This window comes from Microbacterium pumilum (assembly GCF_039530225.1).
GTDB lineage: Bacteria > Actinomycetota > Actinomycetes > Actinomycetales > Microbacteriaceae > Microbacterium > Microbacterium pumilum.
In genome coordinates, this window is sequence record NZ_BAAAOH010000001.1 from 2,538,077 (window position 1) to 2,554,919 (window position 16,843).

Below are 16,843 nucleotides of genomic sequence, written 5' to 3' on the forward strand. Positions count from 1 at the left end.
CCCGCCACATTAGCGGGGCTCACAGACGCAGCCGACCCCGTCCCACGTCTCGCGGCAACGCGACGGACGAGCGCGGAGCGCGCAACCATCCACGAATCTCTCACCCTGAACTCGAACGTTAAGCGACATCCACGACACACGAACAGGACCCCCGCGCGCCCGGCAGGAGCGTCGCATCTCGTACGTAGACTCGTCGCGTGGCATCCGACTCCTTCGTTCACCTGCATGTCCACAGCGAGTACTCGATGCTCGACGGGGCTGCGCGAGTCGGGCCGCTCATCCAGGAGGCCGTGCGGCAGGAGATGCCGGCGATCGCCGTCACCGACCACGGCAACACGTTCGCGGCCTACGAGTTCTACAAGACGGCGAAGGATGCCGGCATCAAGCCGATCATCGGCATCGAGGCCTACGTGACCCCGGGCACCCACCGCTCCGACAAGGCACGCGTGCGCTGGGGAACGCCCGAACAGTCCGACGACGACGTCTCGGGCTCGGGCGCCTACACCCACATGACGCTGCTGTCCGAGACGACGGAGGGCATGCACAACCTCTTCCGACTGTCGTCGAGGGCGTCGATGGAGGGCTACTACTTCAAGCCGCGCATGGATCGCGAGCTGCTCCAGACCTATGCCAAGGGCCTCATCGCAACGACCGGCTGCCCGAGCGGCGAGGTCCAGACGCGGCTGCGGCTCGGACAGTACGACGCGGCACGCGCTGCCGCCGCCGAGTTCCAGGACATCTTCGGCAAGGAGAGCTACTTCGCCGAGATCATGGATCACGGACTGTCGATCGAGCGGCGGGTGATGACCGATCTTCTGAGCATCGCGAAGGATCTCGACATCCCGCTCGTCGGCACGAACGATCTGCACTACACGCACCAGCACGACGCCACGAGCCACGCCGCCCTGCTCTGCGTGCAGTCCGGATCGACGCTCGACGACCCCAAGCGGTTCAAATTCGACGGTGACGGGTATTACGTCAAGACTCCCGCCGAGATGCGTCAGATCTTCCGCGATCACCCCGAGTCGTGCGACAACACGCTCCTCATCGCCGAGCGCTGCGAGGTCGAGTTCAATACGGCGGCGAACTACATGCCCCGGTTCCCGGTGCCCGAGGGCGAGACCGAGGAGTCCTGGTTCATCAAAGAGGTCGAACTGGGGCTGCAGGATCGCTATCCCGCAGGCATCTCGTCCGAGGTTCGTGCTCAGGCGGAGTACGAGACCGCCGTCATCACGCAGATGGGCTTCCCCGGCTACTTCCTCGTCGTCGCCGACTTCATCAACTGGGCCAAGCGCAACGGCATCCGCGTCGGCCCCGGCCGAGGTTCGGGCGCCGGGTCGATGGCGGCGTACGCGATGGGGATCACCGACCTCGATCCGCTGCAGCACGGGCTCATCTTCGAGCGCTTCCTGAACCCGGATCGCGTGTCGATGCCCGACTTCGATGTCGACTTCGACGACCGCCGACGCGGCGAGGTGATCCAGTACGTCACCGAGAAGTACGGCGACGAGCGGGTCGCGCAGATCGTCACGTACGGCACGATCAAGGCCAAGCAGGCGCTGAAGGATGCCGGCCGCGTCCTCGGATTCCCGTTCAGCATGGGCGAGAAGCTGACGAAGGCGATGCCGCCTGCGGTGATGGGAAAGGACATGCCGCTGGAGGGCATGTTCGACAAGGACCACCCGCGCTTCAAAGAGGCGTCCGAGTTCCGGGCCCTCATCGACACGGACCCGGATGCCAAGACGGTGTTCGACACCGCCGTGGGCATCGAGAACCTGAAGCGCCAGTGGGGCGTCCACGCCGCCGGAGTGATCATGTCGAGCGAGCCGCTCATCGACATCATCCCGATCATGAAGCGGGAGCAGGACGGCCAGATCGTCACGCAGTTCGACTACCCGGCGTGCGAGGCTCTCGGCCTCATCAAGATGGACTTCCTGGGGCTTCGCAACCTCACGATCATCAACGACGCCCTCGACAACATCGAGGCCAACCGCGGTGTGCCGCTCGTGCTCGAGGATCTCGCGCTCGACGATGCGGCGGCCTACGAACTGCTCGCCCGCGGCGACACCCTGGGCGTCTTCCAGCTCGACGGCGGACCGATGCGGTCGCTGCTGCGGCTCATGCGACCCGACAACTTCGAAGACATCTCGGCCGTCATCGCCCTGTACCGCCCCGGCCCGATGGGTGCCAACTCCCACATCAACTACGCGCTGCGAAAGACGGGGCAGCAAGAGATCACGCCCATCCATCCCGAGCTCGAAGAGCCGCTCGCCGACATCCTCGACACCAGCTACGGCCTGATCATCTACCAGGAGCAGGTGATGGCCATCGCGCAGCGCGTGGCGGGCTTCACACTCGGCCAGGCCGACATCATGCGACGCGCGATGGGCAAGAAGAAGAAGTCCGAACTCGACAAGCAGTACGAGGGCTTCCAGGGCGGCATGAAGGCGAACGGCTTCTCGGATGCCGCCATCAAGACGCTGTGGGACATCCTGGTGCCCTTCTCGGACTACGCATTCAACAAGGCGCACTCGGCCGCGTACGGGCTCATCGCGTACTGGACGGCGTACCTGAAGGCCCACTATCCGGCGGAGTACATGGCCGGCCTGCTCACGAGCGTCGGTGACGCCAAGGACAAGCTCGCCGTCTACCTCAACGAATGCCGCCGCATGGGCATCAAGGTGCTCCCCCCTGATGTGGGGGAGTCGATCCGATACTTCGCCGCCGTCGGCGAAGACATCCGCTTCGGCCTGGGGGCGGTGCGCAACGTGGGCGCCAACGTCGTCGACGGCATCGTCGCCGCGCGCGCGGAAGATCGGTTCGACAGCTTCCACCACTTCCTCTCGAAGGTGCCGCTCCACGTTGCGAACAAGCGCACCGTCGAGTCGTTGATCAAGGCCGGGGCGTTCGACTCCCTGGGTTCCACCCGCCGCGCGCTGATGGAGATCCACGAGGACGCCACTGAGGCCGCAGTCGAGACGAAGCGCAAGGCCGCCACGGGTGCGATCGGCTTCGACTTCGACAGCCTCTACGACGAGGTGGAGGAGGTCATGCCGGCCAAGGTGCCGGCGCGGCCGGAGTGGACGAAAAAGGACAAGCTCGCGTTCGAGCGCGAGATGCTCGGCCTCTACGTCTCCGACCATCCGCTGGCGGGCCTCGAGATCCCCCTCGCCAAGCATGCGTCGACCAGCATCCACGACCTGCTCGCGTCCGAAGACATCAACGATGGTGACCAGGTCACTGTCGCGGGTCTCGTGACGAGCGTGCAGCATCGTGTCGCGAAGTCGAGCGGCAACCCCTACGGCATGATCACAGTCGAGGACTTCGACGGTGAGGTCACGGTGATGTTCATGGGCAAGACCTACACCGAGTTCTCGCCGATGCTCGCGGCCGACTCGATCCTCGTCGTGCGAGGGCGGGTCTCCCGCCGCGACGACGGCATGAACCTGCACGCCCAGTCTGCGTTCGTGCCAGATCTCGGCAATGTGGACGCCTCCGGCCCGCTCGTGCTGGTGATGCCCGAGCGGCGCGCGAACCAGTCGATCGTCGAAGAGCTGCTGCAGACCCTGAACCGGCACAAGGGAGACACCGAGGTCACCATCAAGCTGCACGCGGGTTCGACGACGAAGGTGTTCGAGGTGCCGCATCCGGTCCGCGTCACCGCGGACCTGTACGGAGAACTGAAGGGGCTGCTCGGCCCCCAGTGCCTCGGGTGACCTCATCGGCATCCGAGATGCCGATGAGTAGTATCAAAACGCTATACACGGCGCGTAGGCGCGGAGGGAAGGGATGATCGTGACAGACCAGCAGAGCGACCAGGATGTCGAGCTCGAGGAGGCTGAGCCGGTCGAGACCGCGCCGGCACCGCAGTACGGCGTCGGTCCCTTCACGGTGCGCGAACTGTCGCTCGTGGGCGTATGGGTCGTGGCGTTCGTCGTCTCGTTCTTCTCAATCGTCAATGACCAGCGCTACCCGACCCTGAGCGGCCTCGGCGCGTCCGTATGGACGACCGGGATCGAGTGGGTCCTCACGATCGGCGTTCCGAGCGTCGCGGTATTCCTCGTCGTCCTGCGGCGGTTCTCACCCGACGGCATCCGCCGCGTGGGCTCGCTCGCGGTCGACCAGTTCGCCTCGGTCGCTTTCTCGGTTTCTGCGGTCGTCTGGCTGACCTGGCTCTGGTCGAACATCGGCACAGCCATCGCCAGCGGAGTCTGGCTGTACAGCTGGGTCGTGTGGGTCGAGTTCTTCCTGATGCTCGTGGGTGTCGTGCTCACGGTCGCCGCGCCCTTCATCCCGCCGTTCGAGCAGGACTTCCAGGGTCGACCGGAGGTGCCCGCGCACCGCAACGCCAGCCCGGTGCGCGCGGTCACGAAGCGTCCTGCACCGGCACCGCGGGTCGTCGAAGAGACCGATGCCGCTCCCGCCGGCGTGATCGCCGGAGAAGTCGCGGACGCGGCGCCGGGCGCGGACGCGGCGCCGGGCACCGATGCGGCTCCGGTCGCCGATGCAGCGCCGGTCGCAGAAGGCGCCGCCGTCACGCAGAGCGAGCTGTGGGCCCCCTCCCATGCGCGCGATACGTTCGAGCCCATCGAGACCGCGCAGCCGTACGCGCGACAGCAGCAGGCCTTCTGGGCGCTCGCTCCCGAGGAGCGCGACGTCGTCGACGAGAGCGGCATCCCCATCTTCCGCATCGGTCCCACCGCGTGGGCCCTGGTGATCGAGGATCGCGGCAACGTCTTCGTCGTGCGCCACGAGGACGGCCGCATCGGCTACCTGCACGACACGTCGGGCGTCACCCGGGGGTAGCACGGCCCTACCGGCGATCGGCGGCACGCGAGCTCCGAGTGGCGCGCTAGCGTAGACGGATGCTTCGGACGATAGATCTGCGCGGTCGTGCGCTGTCACCGGCGGAACTTCTCGCCACCGTGCCGCGCGCGACCGCCGAGCGTGAACGGGCTCTTGCCACGGCCGCGCAGCTGGTCGCGGATGTGGCGGCCGACGGCGAGGCAGCGCTTCGTGCGCAGGCCGAGCGGTTCGACGGGGTGACGGGGCACGACATCCGGGTGCCCGCCGCGCACCTCGACGAAGCGCTCGCGGCGATCGATCCCGCGGTCCGCACCGCGCTCGAGACCGCGATCGATCGGGTTCGTCTCGCGTCGGCCGTCCAGGTTCCAGCCTCCGCTGTGACCGAGCTCGGCCCCGGCGCCCGCGTGCGCCAGCGATGGCAGCCCGTTCGCCGGGTCGGACTCTACGTGCCGGGCGGCAAGGCGGTGTATCCGTCGAGCGTCGTCATGAACGTCGTCCCGGCGCAGGTCGCGGGGGTCGGCCAGGTCGCCCTCGCGTCACCGCCGCAGCGCGAGCACGGCGGGCGCGTTCACCCGGCGATCCTCGCGGCCGCGCGGCTGCTCGGCGTCGAGGAGGTCTATGCGATGGGCGGCGCCAGCGCGATCGGCGCATTCGCACACGGCGTGGCCGTACTCGGACTCGAACCGGTGGATGTCGTGACCGGACCGGGCAACAACTTCGTGGCATCGGCCAAGCGTGTCGTCGCCGGACTCGTGGGAACGGATGCCGAAGCCGGCGCGACCGAGATCCTCGTGGTCGCGGACGACAGCGGCGACCCGCGGCTGATCGCGGTGGATCTGATCAGTCAGGCCGAGCACGATGAGCAGGCATCCGCGGTGCTCGTCACGGACTCCGAGACGCTGGCGGCGGCGGTCGCGGTGGAGATCGCTCCGCGGGTGGCGCGGACGCGGCATGCGGACCGTGTCGCGGCGGCGCTGTCGGGGCCGCAGTCCGCGATCGTGCTCGTCGACGACCTGGCAGCAGCGACGGCCTTCAGCAACGCCTACGCGCCGGAGCATCTCGAGCTGCACCTCGCCGACCCTCACCCCGACGAGTTCGTTCACGCCGGGGCGGTGTTCGTCGGCCCGGACTCGCCGGTGAGTCTCGGCGACTATCTCGCCGGCAGCAACCACGTGCTGCCGACGGGTGGTCAGGCGCGCTACAGCGCAGGACTGTCGGCGGCGACGTTCCTGCGCCCGCAGCAGATCATCGAATACGACCACCAGGCGCTCGCCGAGGTGCGCGATGCCATCGTGGCACTCGCTGAGGCGGAGCAGCTCCCCGCCCACGGCGAGGCGGTCGTGGCCCGGTTCGAGGCGTAGCGAAACCCACTGGGGCTCCGCCCCGAAACCTCCGGCTCGGTGCCGCACACCGCGCGCGGGCGTAGTCTGTCTCTGCCATGCACTGCCCGTTCTGTCGTCATCCCGACTCTCGCGTGATCGACTCGCGTACGAGCGACGACGGTCTCAGCATCCGTCGCCGGCGCCAGTGTCCCGAGTGCGGCGGGCGGTTCTCGACGATCGAGACGGCCAGCCTCAACGTCATCAAGCGGTCGGGAGTGATCGAGCCGTTCAGCCGCGAGAAGGTGATGTCGGGCGTCCGCAAGGCCTGTCAGGGTCGGCCCGTGACCGAAGGCGATCTCGCGGTGCTCGCACAGAGCGTCGAAGAGGCGGTTCGGCAGACCGGCTCGTCGCAGATCGACACGAACGAGATCGGCCTCGCGATCCTCGGCCCTCTCCGCGAGCTCGACGAGGTGGCGTACCTGCGCTTCGCCAGCGTCTACCAGGCGTTCGACTCGCTCGAGGACTTCGAATCCGCGATCTCGCAGCTGCGCGTCGACCACCAACGGCCCGAGGCGGTCGCGGCCGCCGCGAATGCGTCCCCTCGCGACGCCGGCGCCGGGCCAGGTGAGGACTGACGCCCGACACGCCGCCGGGCACCGGATACCCTGGACGGAATGTATCCGCTCCTCTTCCGCACCGTCCTGTCGCGGATGGATCCTGAGACCGCGCACCACGCGGCGATGATCGTCATCCGGGTGCTGGGCGTCCCGCCGTTCTCGTGGGCGGCCCGGGCCATGACGAAGCCGGCCGCCGCGCTCGAGACCTCGGCACTGGGGCTCCGGTTCGACTCGCCGTTCGGTGTCGCCGCAGGTTTCGACAAAGACGTCCGCGCGGTGCCCGGCCTGTATGCACTGGGTTTCGGCCATGTCGAGGTGGGCACACTGACCGCGATCCCGCAGCCCGGCAACCCCCGGCCCCGGCTGTTCCGGCTCATTCCCGACCGCGCCGTCGTGAACCGCATGGGTTTCAACAACAAGGGGGCCGCGGCTGCTGCGGAACGGCTGACGAAGATCCGCCGCCGCGCGAAGCGGGCCGTCATCGGCGTGAACATCGGCAAGAGCCGGGTCGTGGATGTCGCCGATGCGACAGCCGATTACGTGCAGAGCGCGACGCTGCTCGCCCCGCTGGCCGATTACCTCGTCGTGAACGTGTCCTCGCCCAACACGCCGGGGCTCCGTGGCCTGCAGGCGGTCGAGACGCTGCGACCGCTGCTCGAGTCGGTGCGTGATGCTGCGGGATCGACGCCGCTGCTGGTCAAGATCGCGCCCGACCTCCCCGACGACGAGGTGACGGCCATTGCGCGGCTCGCCGTCGATCTCGGGCTGGCGGGTTTGATCGCCACGAACACGACGATCTCGCGTGACCGGCTCAGCACCGCCCCCGACGTCGTGGCCGCGGCGGGGGAGGGCGGGCTCTCCGGGGCGCCGCTCAAGGCGAGGGCGCTGGCCGTGCTGCGCCTGGTGCGCGCCGAGGTGCCGTCGGACTTCTGCGTGATCTCGGCGGGGGGCGCCGAGACCGCTGCGGATGTGCTCGAGCGGCAGGATGCCGGGGCAACCCTGGTGCAGGGCTACACGGCTTTTCTGTACCGCGGTCCGCTGTGGGCGCGTCAGATCAACCGGGGACTGGCGAAGGGTCGCTCATACACGTCGACGGGCGAGGTCAGACGGGGCGGTTTCCGCGCTTGACCTGCGGCTTGGGCAGGCGCAGGAACCGCATCTGCACGATGCGCATCGCGCCGTACCAGCCGAGGCCCTTCTCGACCTTTCCGACGCCGAACTTGTCTCTCGCGGCGCGCTTCACGCGTATCGACGTGATGATCATGTCGCCGATGACGAAGAGGATGAAGATCCACAGGCCGACGAACGAGTAGAACTGGATCGCAGGCAACGGCACGAAGGTCGCGAGGATGACGACGACCATCGCGGGCATGACCGCCTCGGCGAGGTGCCAGCCGCCGTCCACGTAGTCGCGGACGAACTTGCGCTGCGGCCCCTGATCACGGGCCGGAAGGTACTTCGGGTCGCCGGCGGCCATTCCGACTCGCGCCTTGTCGCGCTTGGCGGCCAGTTCAGCCCGCGCTCGGGCCTTGGCTTCCTTCGTGTCTGGAACCAGCGGTCGCTTGCGCGCGGCCTCCTGCTCGGCGCGCGAGGGGGTCGCGCGACCCTTTCCAGCGGCCGTGTCGACCGACACGTCGGGCGGAACGTCCTTGGGTGCCGGGGCGGCGGGTGTCTTTGCCACGGGAGATCCTCGCAGATGCAGTAGGGGTTGGACTTAAGATTACCCGCATGACCTCCGACCTGACCCGACAGGATGCTGTGCGCGAAGCCGCGGCCACCGGCATCCCTTCCGCCCTCGCCGATCTGGGCGCCCTCGTCCGCATCCCCTCGATCGCATTCCCCGGTTTCGACCCCGCACAGGTGGAGCGCAGCGCAGAGGCCGTCGCGGAGCTCGTCCGCGGGACGGGGCTGTTCGAGATGGTCGAGATCCGTCGCGCGGCCATCCCCGGCACGTCCGAGACGGGGAATCCTGCGGTCCTCGCGACACGTGCGGCCCGCAACGGCCGACCGACGATTCTGCTCTACGCGCACCACGACGTGCAGCCGGTCGGCGACGAGGCGCTCTGGGAGTCCCCGCCGTTCGAGCCCACCGTGCGCGACGGCCGCATCTACGGCCGCGGGGCCGCCGACGACAAGGCCGGCGTCATGGCGCACGTGGCTGGGCTGCGTGCCCTGACCGAGGCGATCGGCACCGACTTCGATCTCGGCGTGGTGCTCTTCTTCGAGGGGGAGGAAGAGGCGGGCTCACGTTCGTTCGCGCAGTTCCTGTCGGACAACGCCGATGAGCTGCGGGCGGATGTCATCGTCGTCGCGGATTCCGGCAACTGGGACGACAAGACGCCCGCGCTGACGGTGTCGCTGCGCGGCAACACGCGATTCACCATGCGCGTGCGCACGCTCGACCACGCGTCGCACTCCGGCATGTTCGGGGGAGCGGTCCCCGACGCGATGATGGCGACCGTGAAGACCCTCGCGTCGCTGTGGGACGAGGATGGCGCGGTTGCCGTGGCGGGCCTCACCGAGCGGGACGCCGAGACCCCGGAGTACAGCGAGGAGACGCTGCGCGACGAATCGGGGCTGCCCGCCGGTGTGAGTCCGATCGGCACAGGAACGATTCTCAGTCGCATCTGGAACAAGCCGTCGATCACCGTGACCGGGATCGATGCGCCGAGCGTCGCGAACGCCTCCAACACGCTGAGCCCGGAGATATCGGTGGTGATCAGCGCCCGCATCGCCCCCGGGCAGCGAGCACGCGAGGCCTACGCAGCGATCGAGGTGCACCTGCGAGCGCACGCGCCGTTCGGTGCCCAGCTCGAGTTCACCGACCAGGACTACGGCGATCCCTTCCTCGTCGACACCAGCGGTTGGGCTGTGGGTGCGGCGCGAGAGGCGCTCCACGAGGGCTATGGCATCGAGCCGGTGGACATCGGCGTGGGCGGATCGATCCCTTTCATCGCCGACCTGGTGCGTGAGTTCCCGGGCGCCCAGATCCTCGTGACCGGTGTCGAGGATCCCCACGCTCGCGCCCACAGCCCCAACGAGTCGCTGCATCTCGAGACGTTCCGAAACGCGGTGCTCTCGGAGGCGCTGCTGCTCGAGAAGCTCGACCGCCGCGGCCCGCAGGCCTAGACCCGCGAGGCTCGGAGCCTGCGCGCGTCTACCGGGCGTAGAATCGAGGGAACCCGCCGCGTCCGCGGCCCGTCCGGAGGAGTGCCATGACCGACACTGCACTGTCGACCGCCCAGACCGTCCGCGAGCACGGCGTCCTCCTCACGGACACCGCCGCGCTCAAGGTGAAGAGTCTCCTCGGCCAGGAGGGTCGCGATGATCTGCGTTTGCGCGTCGCCGTCCAGCCGGGCGGATGCAGCGGCCTGATCTACCAGCTCTACTTCGATGAGCGGTACCTCGAGGGCGACAAGACCGTCGACTTCGACGGCGTCGAGGTCATCGTCGACGACATGAGCGTCCCGTATCTCGACGGTGCCACGATCGACTTCAAGGACACCATCTCCGAGCAGGGTTTCACGATCGACAACCCGAATGCCGCAGGCAGCTGCGCGTGCGGTGACAGCTTCCACTGACCTGATCCCAGCGGATTTCCGCGGGCCCGGTGCACTCGTCCGAGTGGGCCGGGCCCGAGCTTTTTTCCGCCACTGGACACAGTCGAACCTGGGCGCTTGGCCCGAATCCGCTGAGCGGTTGCCCTAGACTGGCGAGAGTCAGACGTTCGAGCCAGAAAGGGGCATCGTGCCCACGAAACGCCGTCTCCGCTGGGCCCTTCTCCCCGTCGGAATCGCAGCGGTCGTCGTCCTGGCCGGCTGCACGACGACCGAGTTGAACGGGTACCTCCCCGGTTTCGAGGAGGGCGCCGCGCCGACCACGGACCGCACCGAAATGGTGTCGGGGCTCTGGGTCAACTCGTGGATCGTCCTGCTCGCCGTGGGCGTCGTCACCTGGGGCCTCATGGGCTGGGCGGCCGTGGTCTACCGCCGCCGCAAGGGCCAGGTCGGACTCCCCGTCCAGCTTCGCTACAACATGCCGATCGAGATCTTCTACACGATCGTGCCCCTGATCCTCGTGGTCGGCTTCTTCGCGTTCACGGCGCGTGATCAGAACGTCCTCGAGACTCAGTACGACGATCCCGACGTGTCGATCACTGCGATCGGAAAGCAGTGGGCGTGGGACTTCCAGTACAACGGTGACACCGAGGACGACACGGTCTGGACCATGGGGGTCCAGGCGCAGACCGATCCGCAGGGCGGCGTCATGGGAGAGCTCCCCACGCTGTACCTGCCGGTCAACGAGACCGTGAAGATCAAGCTGCAGTCCCGGGACGTCATCCACTCCTTCTGGATCATCGACTTCCTCTACAAGAAGGACATGTACATCGGGCGTGACAACTACTGGTCGTTCACGCCGACCCGCGAGGGCGAATACGCGGGGCGCTGCGCCGAATTGTGCGGCCAGTACCACTCGAACATGCTGTTCAACGTCAAGGTCGTGAGCGCCGACGAGTACGAGTCCTATCTCGACTCGCTGCGCGCGGCCGGTCAGACCGGTGACATCGATGACGAGTACGACCGTCTTCAGAACCTGCCCGGTACGGGTACGACGACCAAGACCGAGGAAGAAGGAGGCTGATCATGGCGACGACGCTTCCGCTGCAGGAGCAGGGCCGTCCGACCACCCTGCCGCCCCGTCAAGCTGCTCTGCTCAGCGCCACGCGCGTGGATCAGAAGGGCAACATCATCGTCAAGTGGATCACCTCCACTGACCACAAGACGATCGGCTACCTGTACCTCATCTCGTCCGTCCTGTTCTTCATGCTCGGCGGGGTGATGGCGCTGATCATCCGTGCCGAGCTCTTCGAGCCCGGGATGCAGATCATCCCGACGAAGGACCAGTACAACCAGCTGTTCACGATGCACGGCACGATCATGCTGCTGATGTTCGCGACCCCGCTGTTCGCGGGCTTCGCGAACGTGATCATGCCGTTGCAGATCGGCGCGCCCGATGTCGCCTTCCCACGCCTGAACGCGTTCGCCTTCTGGCTCTTCCTCTTCGGGTCCACGATCGCCGTCGCCGGCTTCCTCACCCCGCAGGGTGCTGCCGCGTTCGGATGGTTCGCCTATCAGCCACTCGCGAATGCGAGCTTCTCACCGGGCATCGGCGGCAACATGTGGATGCTGGGCCTCGGTATGAGCGGTTTCGGCACGATCCTCGGCGCCGTGAACTTCATCACCACGATCATCACGATGCGCGCACCTGGCATGACGATGTGGCGCATGCCGATCTTCACCTGGAACACGCTGATCACCAGCATCCTCGTTCTGATGGCGTTCCCCGTGCTCGCTGCGGCCATCCTGGCGGCGGCAGCCGACCGCGTGCTCGGCGCTCACGTCTACGATCCCGCGAACGGCGGTGTGCTGCTCTGGCAGCATCTGTTCTGGTTCTTCGGGCATCCAGAGGTGTACATCATCGCCCTGCCGTTCTTCGGCATCATCTCCGAGGTCCTGCCGGTCTTCAGCCGCAAGCCGATCTTCGGCTACAAGACGCTCGTCTACGCGACGATCGCGATCGCGGCGCTCTCGGTCGCGGTGTGGGCGCACCACATGTACGTCACGGGCGCCGTTCTGCTGCCGTTCTTCGCACTCATGACGATGCTCATCGCGGTGCCGACGGGCGTGAAGATCTTCAACTGGATCGGCACCCTCTGGCGAGGGTCAGTGACGTTCGAAACCCCGATGCTGTTCGCACTCGGCTTCCTCGTGTCGTTCGTCTTCGGCGGGCTGACGGGCGTCATCCTCGCGTCGCCACCACTGGACTTCCACCTCTCCGACTCGTACTTCGTCGTCGCGCACTTCCACTACGTGGTGTTCGGCACCGTCGTCTTCGCGATGTTCGCCGGCTTCTACTTCTGGTGGCCGAAGTGGACGGGCAAGATGCTGAACGAGCGTCTGGGCGTCGTGCACTTCTGGATGCTGTTCATCGGCTTCCACATGACCTTCCTCATCCAGCACTGGCTCGGAGTCGAGGGCATGGTCCGCCGGTACGCGGACTACTCCGGGGCCGACGGGTTCACGCTGCAGAACCAGATCTCCACGGTGGGCTCGATCATCCTCGGCGCGTCGATGATCCCGTTCCTGTTCAACGTGTGGGTCACGGCCCGCAAGGCACCCAAGGTCACCGTCAACGACCCGTGGGGCTACGGCGCGTCGCTGGAGTGGGCGACGTCATGTCCGCCGCCGCGTCACAACTTCACGTCGATCCCGCGCATCCGCAGTGAGCGGCCCGCGTTCGACCTGAACCATCCGGAGGCGGGGATTCCGGTGGGCGTGGGTCCTGCCAAGGATGCACCCGACGCCCCGGTCATGGACGCCGAGACGGAAGAGGTCAAGTAGATGCGGACCAACACCGGTCTGTGGTGGCTGCTCGCCGCGTTCTTCGCTCTCGTGGCGGTCATCTACACGGCATGGAGCATCGTCGCCCACCCCGATATCCCGTGGGTCCGCGGGGTCGAGTGGGTCGGCAGCGTCGCGCTCCTCTTCACGGCGCTGATGGGTTCGCTCATCGCGTTCTACCTCGGACGCGTGCACCGCGCACAGCGCGGTGAGCTGCCCGAGGACATCCTCACGTCCGACATCGACGACGGCGACCCGGAGCTCGGCGAGTTCAGCCCCTGGTCGTGGTGGCCGATCGTCCTGGCGTTCTCCGCCGCGCTCGGCATGATGGGATTCGCGATCGGCAACTGGCTGCTGCCGATCGGCGTGGGCGTGTTCCTCGTCGCGATCGTGGGCTGGGTGTTCGAGTACTACCGCGGCTACTTCGCACGCTGAACACGTGCCAGTCCGGCTGAGAGCCGGTGCGGCCACCGACATCGGGCCCCACCGGAGCATCAACCAGGATGCCGCGTTCACCGCGCCCTGGGGCGTTGCGGTGGCGGACGGAGTGGGCGGCGGCCCGGCCGGAGATCTGGCGTCGGCTGCCTTCATCCATCGGCTCGCCGCAGGAATGGTCGGACCGCTCGACGCGGATCAGCTGGCCGTGCGCATCAGCGAGGCCAACTGGGACCTGCGGGCGCACGTGGAGCACGATCCGTCCCTCGACGGAATGGCGACGACGTTCACGGGCATCCTGGGCTCACGCAGCGGTGGTCTGCTGCTCGCCCACACCGGGGACTCCCGGGCGTACCGGCTCCGTGACGGCGTGCTCACCCAGCAGACGCGCGATGACTCGTATGTCCAGGCTCTCGTCGACAGCGGCCTCGTGGCGGCGGCGGATGCTGCATCCCACCCCCGCCGGAACCTCATCACGGCGTCGCTCAGCGGCGGTGAGCGGGATGTGGCGTCCATCGTCGAACACGACGCGGTCGAGGGCGACCGCTGGCTGCTCTGCAGCGACGGCCTCAGCGACTACGTTCCGGATGCCGTCATCGAGGCACTGCTCGTCCTGCACCCGGAGGCGGACGCCGCCGCCCGCGCGTGCGTAGACGTGGCTCTGGATGCCGGCACGTTCGACAACGTGACGGCGGTGGTGTGCGACATCCACGGCGCGACCCCCGGTGATGCGGCGGCGGACGCCGCCCGCAGGCCGGTGTTCCACGGCGCTGCGGCGGCGCGCTTCTGCGAGGACCTCGAGACGGCCTGAGCGAGTCTCGCTCAGCCTGCGACCGGCTGGCGGACGACCATCACGAGCGGGTCGAAGACGCGGGCGAGCGCACCCTGGTCGTTCTCGGTCGGCTGGCCCTCCCGGACCCAGTACTCGTAGCCGCCGATCATCTCACGGACGCGGTAGCCGAGCTTCGCGAACTCAGCGCCGCCTTTGGCTCCGCCGTTGCAGCCGGGGCTCCAGCAGTAGACGACCACCGGCACATCGGGGTCGAGTTCCCGCGGCGCGCGATCCGCGATCTCGCTGTGCGGCATGTGGATCGCCCCTGAGATGCGGCCCTGCGCCCATGCCTCGTAGCCGCGCACGTCGACGAGCACGAAGGCCTCACCGGTTCGCTGCGCCTCGTAGACATCGGAGGAGTCGGTCTCGAGGGCGAGTTTGGTAGAGAAGTATTCGAACGCGTCGGCCATGGCCCCACCCTATGGCCGGGTGGCGCCGGCTCCGTTCCGCTGAGCGGCCATGCTTCAGCGCTTTTCTGCCGTTGCCATGTCCGGGCGCAACCTGCGGACGCATGACCGTCGGGTGCGCCGCAGGCCAGTCAGAAGCCCGGCCACGAGCATCCTTGCGGAGTCGTGCCGGGGCTTCTTGAGACGGAGGACTATTGTCCGCGTTCCTTCTCGCGGTTGCGAATCGGCTTGCCGTCTCCCTCGGGGACGATCACGTTCGACGGACGGACCGGCACCTCCGAGTTGTGACCGTCGTCGATCGGCCGGTGCGGAGCATCCGGAACCCCGGCACGCTCGTGCGCACCCTGGATCTCGGCATCCTCTTCCTCGGCGATGTGCTCGAGCTCGTGGACCTGGTGCGAGTGAGCCTCGTCGAGCTCGGTCTGCGTGACCGTGGTGAGGCGGTCCTCGAAGAACCAGCGCGACACCGCAGCGCGCAGGTTCTCGTGCCAGGGGATGCGACCCTTGGCGTTCGGACGGACGATCAACGGCTCGTAGTGCTCGATGTCGACCAGTTTGTAGCGGTCGTAGTCGTCGACCGGCTGGTGGACCTCGATGTACTCGCCGCCCGGGAGGCGGACGATGCGACCGGACTCGTAGCCGTGCAGCGCGATCTCGCGATCCTTCTTCTGCAGCGCGAGACACATCCGCTTGGCGACGAAGTAGGCGAGGACCGGGCCGATGAACAGCAGGGCCTGGAGGGTGTGGATGACGCCTTCCATCGTGATCCAGAAGTGGGTCGCGATGATGTCCGAGGCGGCAGCCGCCCACAGCACCGCGTAGAACGTGACGCCGGCTGCGCCGATCGCGGTGCGCGTCGCCGCGTTCCGCGGACGCTGTGCGTAGTGGTGCTCGCGCTTGTCTCCGGTGACCCACGCCTCGATGAAGGGGTAGATCAGAACGAGGACGATGAACAGGCCGAGTGCGGTGAGCGGAATCAGGATGTTGAACGACCACGTGTGTCCCAGGAACACCGCCTCCAGGTGCGGAGGCACCAGCCTGAGGGCGCCGTCGGCGAAGCCGATGTACCAGTCGGGCTGCGTTCCGGCCGAGACCGGCGACGGGTCGTAGGGACCGTAGTTCCAGATCGGGTTGATCGTGAACAGCGATGCGATCAGCACGATCACACCGAAGGTGAGGAACAGGAAGCCGCCCATCTTCGACATGTAGATCGGCATCATCGGGTAGCCCACGACGTTGCTGTTCGAGCGCCCGGGCGCCGCGAACTGCGTGTGCTTGTTGATGACCATCAGCATCAGGTGCACGACGAGCAGACCCACAAGGATCGCCGGGAGCAGCAGGATGTGGAGCGTGTAGAGGCGCCCGACGATCTGGTCGCCTGGGAACTCGCCGCCGAAGATCAGGAACGACGTCCACGTGCCGATGAGGGGGATGCCCTTGACCATGCCGTCGATGATGCGCAGGCCGTTGCCCGACAGCAGGTCGTCGGGGAGCGAGTAGCCGGTGAATCCTTCGCCCATCGCGAGGATGAACAGGATGAAGCCGATCACCCAGTTGAGCTCGCGCGGCTTGCGGAACGCGCCGGTGAAGAAGATGCGGAGCATGTGCACGCCGATTCCGGCGACGAAGACCAGCGCGGCCCAGTGGTGGATCTGGCGCACCAGCAGGCCACCGCGGACGTCGAACGACAGGTGCAGCGTGGAATCGAGAGCGGCGGACATCTCGACGCCTCGCATCGGGAGGTACGCGCCCGTGTAATGGGTCGGCACCATCGAGGCCTGGAAGAAGAACGTCAGGAAGGTGCCCGACAGCAGGACGACGACAAAGCTCCACAGTGCGATCTCGCCGAGCATGAACGACCAGTGGTCGGGGAAGATCTTGCGTCCGAGTTCCTTGACGAAGCCCGAGAGGCTGGTGCGCTCATCGATGTAGTTCGAGGTCGCCGCAAGGAATCGACCGCCGAGCGGCCCACCGTTCTTGCCGGTCGGCATCGAGACCAGGTCATCAGGGATGGGCGGGTCCA

14 protein-coding genes are annotated in these 16,843 nt (G+C 67.3%); 11 read left to right on the top strand and 3 right to left on the bottom strand.

The genetic code is table 11. The features are described 5' to 3' along the window. The first annotated feature begins 245 nt into the window (after nucleotides 1-245). The 5 genes from dnaE to ABD188_RS11235 all read left to right on the top strand — a co-directional run bounded on the left by dnaE (nucleotide 246) and on the right by ABD188_RS11235 (nucleotide 7,873). Nucleotides 246-3,716, top strand: a complete 3,471-nt coding sequence (gene dnaE, locus ABD188_RS11215) for a DNA polymerase III subunit alpha (RefSeq protein WP_425561372.1) — start codon at nucleotides 246-248, stop codon at nucleotides 3,714-3,716. A 73-nt stretch (nucleotides 3,717-3,789) separates the two neighbouring features. After that, nucleotides 3,790-4,806 (top strand): hypothetical protein, encoded by a 1,017-nt coding sequence (locus tag ABD188_RS11220; RefSeq protein ID WP_344061975.1) that lies wholly within the window; start codon nucleotides 3,790-3,792, stop codon nucleotides 4,804-4,806. A 59-nt stretch (nucleotides 4,807-4,865) separates the two neighbouring features. Next, complete coding sequence (hisD, locus tag ABD188_RS11225; protein WP_344061978.1) at nucleotides 4,866-6,167, top strand: histidinol dehydrogenase; 1,302 nt, start codon at nucleotides 4,866-4,868, stop codon at nucleotides 6,165-6,167. A 77-nt stretch (nucleotides 6,168-6,244) separates the two neighbouring features. Next, nucleotides 6,245-6,763: a transcriptional regulator NrdR gene (nrdR, locus tag ABD188_RS11230; protein WP_344061981.1), complete on the top strand. Its 519-nt coding sequence runs from the start codon at nucleotides 6,245-6,247 to the stop codon at nucleotides 6,761-6,763. A gap of 39 nt (nucleotides 6,764-6,802) precedes the next feature. After that, the gene (locus ABD188_RS11235; protein WP_344061984.1) at nucleotides 6,803-7,873 is read left to right on the top strand and encodes a quinone-dependent dihydroorotate dehydrogenase; all 1,071 of its coding nucleotides are present in this window, start codon (nucleotides 6,803-6,805) and stop codon (nucleotides 7,871-7,873) included. On the opposite strand, the gene ABD188_RS11240 is transcribed toward ABD188_RS11235, so the two are convergent. Beyond that, nucleotides 7,848-8,426, bottom strand: a complete 579-nt coding sequence (locus ABD188_RS11240; RefSeq protein WP_344061986.1) for a DUF3043 domain-containing protein — start codon at nucleotides 8,424-8,426, stop codon at nucleotides 7,848-7,850. The genes ABD188_RS11235 and ABD188_RS11240 overlap by 26 nt on opposite strands. 47 nt (nucleotides 8,427-8,473) lie before the next feature. Between ABD188_RS11240 and ABD188_RS11245 the strand changes: the two genes are divergently transcribed. The 6 genes from ABD188_RS11245 (at nucleotide 8,474) to ABD188_RS11270 (ending at nucleotide 14,392) form a co-directional block, all read left to right on the top strand. Further along, entirely contained in the window at nucleotides 8,474-9,874 is a 1,401-nt protein-coding gene (locus tag ABD188_RS11245; protein ID WP_344061989.1) for a dipeptidase, read from the top strand. An 86-nt stretch (nucleotides 9,875-9,960) separates the two neighbouring features. Continuing rightward, nucleotides 9,961-10,326, top strand: coding sequence for a HesB/IscA family protein (locus ABD188_RS11250; RefSeq protein WP_344061992.1), 366 nt, complete (start codon nucleotides 9,961-9,963; stop codon nucleotides 10,324-10,326). A 166-nt stretch (nucleotides 10,327-10,492) separates the two neighbouring features. Continuing rightward, a complete protein-coding gene (gene ctaC, locus ABD188_RS11255; protein WP_344061995.1) occupies nucleotides 10,493-11,386 on the top strand; it encodes an aa3-type cytochrome oxidase subunit II in 894 nt (297 codons plus the stop codon). Nucleotides 11,387-11,388: 2 nt separating this feature from the next. Continuing rightward, nucleotides 11,389-13,146 carry an aa3-type cytochrome oxidase subunit I gene (ctaD, locus tag ABD188_RS11260; RefSeq protein WP_344061998.1) on the top strand — a complete coding sequence of 586 codons (1,758 nt, stop codon included), beginning with the start codon at nucleotides 11,389-11,391 and terminating at the stop codon, nucleotides 13,144-13,146. Continuing rightward, nucleotides 13,147-13,581, top strand: a complete 435-nt coding sequence (locus ABD188_RS11265) for a cytochrome c oxidase subunit 4 (RefSeq protein WP_344062001.1) — start codon at nucleotides 13,147-13,149, stop codon at nucleotides 13,579-13,581. It begins immediately after the preceding gene. Between the two features lie 4 nt (nucleotides 13,582-13,585). Then, nucleotides 13,586-14,392: a PP2C family protein-serine/threonine phosphatase gene (locus tag ABD188_RS11270; protein ID WP_344062004.1), complete on the top strand. Its 807-nt coding sequence runs from the start codon at nucleotides 13,586-13,588 to the stop codon at nucleotides 14,390-14,392. A gap of 11 nt (nucleotides 14,393-14,403) precedes the next feature. On the opposite strand, the gene ABD188_RS11275 is transcribed toward ABD188_RS11270, so the two are convergent. Both ABD188_RS11275 and qcrB read right to left on the bottom strand, forming a co-directional pair. After that, on the bottom strand, nucleotides 14,404-14,823 hold the full coding sequence (locus tag ABD188_RS11275) for a rhodanese-like domain-containing protein (protein ID WP_344062007.1): 420 nt from the start codon (nucleotides 14,821-14,823) through the stop codon (nucleotides 14,404-14,406). 188 nt (nucleotides 14,824-15,011) lie between these two features. After that, nucleotides 15,012-16,811, bottom strand: coding sequence for a cytochrome bc1 complex cytochrome b subunit (gene qcrB, locus ABD188_RS11280; RefSeq protein ID WP_344067038.1), 1,800 nt, complete (start codon nucleotides 16,809-16,811; stop codon nucleotides 15,012-15,014). Between the last annotated feature and the right edge of the window lie 32 nt (nucleotides 16,812-16,843).

What these genes read in the sequence shown, in the direction of transcription:
- dnaE (WP_425561372.1), top strand. Translation starts at nt 246, where the DNA reads ATGCTCGACGGGGCTGCGCGAGTCGGGCCGCTCATCCAGGAGGCCGTG.
- ABD188_RS11220 (WP_344061975.1), top strand. Translation starts at nt 3,790, where the DNA reads ATGATCGTGACAGACCAGCAGAGCGACCAGGATGTCGAGCTCGAGGAG.
- hisD (WP_344061978.1), top strand. Translation starts at nt 4,866, where the DNA reads ATGCTTCGGACGATAGATCTGCGCGGTCGTGCGCTGTCACCGGCGGAA.
- nrdR (WP_344061981.1), top strand. Translation starts at nt 6,245, where the DNA reads ATGCACTGCCCGTTCTGTCGTCATCCCGACTCTCGCGTGATCGACTCG.
- ABD188_RS11235 (WP_344061984.1), top strand. Translation starts at nt 6,803, where the DNA reads ATGTATCCGCTCCTCTTCCGCACCGTCCTGTCGCGGATGGATCCTGAG.
- ABD188_RS11245 (WP_344061989.1), top strand. Translation starts at nt 8,474, where the DNA reads ATGACCTCCGACCTGACCCGACAGGATGCTGTGCGCGAAGCCGCGGCC.
- ABD188_RS11250 (WP_344061992.1), top strand. Translation starts at nt 9,961, where the DNA reads ATGACCGACACTGCACTGTCGACCGCCCAGACCGTCCGCGAGCACGGC.
- ctaD (WP_344061998.1), top strand. Translation starts at nt 11,389, where the DNA reads ATGGCGACGACGCTTCCGCTGCAGGAGCAGGGCCGTCCGACCACCCTG.
- ABD188_RS11265 (WP_344062001.1), top strand. Translation starts at nt 13,147, where the DNA reads ATGCGGACCAACACCGGTCTGTGGTGGCTGCTCGCCGCGTTCTTCGCT.
- ABD188_RS11275 (WP_344062007.1), bottom strand. Translation starts at nt 14,823, where the DNA reads ATGGCCGACGCGTTCGAATACTTCTCTACCAAACTCGCCCTCGAGACC.
- qcrB (WP_344067038.1), bottom strand. Translation starts at nt 16,811, where the DNA reads ATGCCGACCGGCAAGAACGGTGGGCCGCTCGGCGGTCGATTCCTTGCG.